Here is a 1,417-nt window from a genome sequence, read left to right as displayed (position 1 = left end):
CATGTCCGCCACGGCCCTCCGCTCCGTCCTCGCTCAGTCGGGAGGGCTGCGGTCCCGGGCTACCGCGCCCGTCGTGTTCGGGCTCCGCAGGGCGAGGGCCGCGATGTCGTCGTCGAGCCGGCCGCCGCTGTAGTGGAGCAGGTCCCGGTGAAGCCGGTCGAGCAGCTCGCGGGGTGGCGCCGGGGCTTGCAGCCGCATCCAGTCCGGCAGCGGAAAGAAGTCGCCCGCGCGGTCCCGGGTCTCCGTCACCCCGTCGGTGTAGAGCAACAGCTGGTCCCCCGGGGCGAAGGCGAAGGTGTCGACGCAGTAGTGGTCTCCGATGAGCGTGGCGAGGTTGAGGGGCGGAGAGGGGGTGGTGGGCTCCAGGGCACGGATCTCCCCGGCGTGCACGAGCAGCGGTGGGGGGTGCCCGCAGTTGAGGAGTCTGACGTGGCCCCTGCCGAACGGGATCTCGACGACGAGAGCCGTGGCAAAGCGCTCCGGCCGGTCCTGGGCGGGGAACGCGGCGCTGTGGCGGCTGATGCTGGTCTCCAGCCGGTGGATGATGCCCCTCAGGTCGGGCTCGTCGTACGCCGCCTCCCTGAAGCTGCTGATCACCGCTGAGGCCGCCCCCACCGCGGTCAGGCCCTTGCCGCGTACGTCGCCGATGAGCAGCCGGAGCCCGTACGGTGTGTCGGCCGCCTCGTAGAAGTCGCCGCCGATCCGGGCCTGCTCCTGGGCCGCCAGGTACAGGGACTCGATCTCCACGTTTGCGATGCTGCGCGGCAGGGGGCGGAGCAGCACTTTCTGGGCCGTGTCGGCGACGAGCCGGACGTGGAAGAGCGCCTCCTCCCGCTGGATCCGGACGTGGCTTGCGTATGCGGCCGCCAAGGTGACCGCGATGATCGCGGCCGCTGTGTAGGGCGTCCCCAGGTCGGTGTAGACGAGGCTGAGGCCGATCATGACCAGCAGGCAGAAGATGCCCAGCAGGATCGTGGGGAGCACAGGCCACATGGCGGCGGCGAGGGCGGGTGCGGCGGGGAGGAGGCGGCTGAAGGCGATCTCTCTTGGTGTGGAGAACGCCAGGGCGGCGATGAGGAGAGTGAGGATGACCGGTGACAGCCGGGCAGCTTCCCATCGGCCGCCGTACGGAGTACGACGGCGCCGCAGCTGTCCGGGCGTGATCACAGACTGCATCATATCGGGGCAAAGCGGGCATCGAGCTGTGCGGAATCATGCAGCTCATACGCGGTGATCAGTCGTTCGAATCGTGAACCCGTGTTCCACCGACCGGAGAGGCCCCGCGCATGCCTCAACGGGCTACTGCGCAAGCGGATGGGCCGAGAGCGTGATCGGCTCCGCCTCCATGGGGCACGCCGCGGCGCTCCGGCGCCGGGCGCGGACCCCCCATCCCCTGATGGGGGCCGGCGGGCTGGTG

Annotated in this window: 1 protein-coding gene; it reads right to left on the bottom strand. The window is 70.6% G+C overall.

The features are described 5' to 3' along the window. Window positions 1-33 precede the first annotated feature (33 nt). Window positions 34-1,176, bottom strand: a complete 1,143-nt coding sequence (locus tag ACFV9O_RS38165; protein ID WP_385427084.1) for a PP2C family protein-serine/threonine phosphatase — start codon at window positions 1,174-1,176, stop codon at window positions 34-36. Window positions 1,177-1,417 lie beyond the last annotated feature (241 nt).

The organism is Streptomyces sp. NPDC059909, assembly GCF_042730885.1.
Lineage (GTDB): Bacteria > Actinomycetota > Actinomycetes > Streptomycetales > Streptomycetaceae > Streptomyces.
The sequence above is the reverse complement of the archived record's forward strand: the minus strand, read 5'-3'. Positions and strand labels throughout refer to the sequence as shown.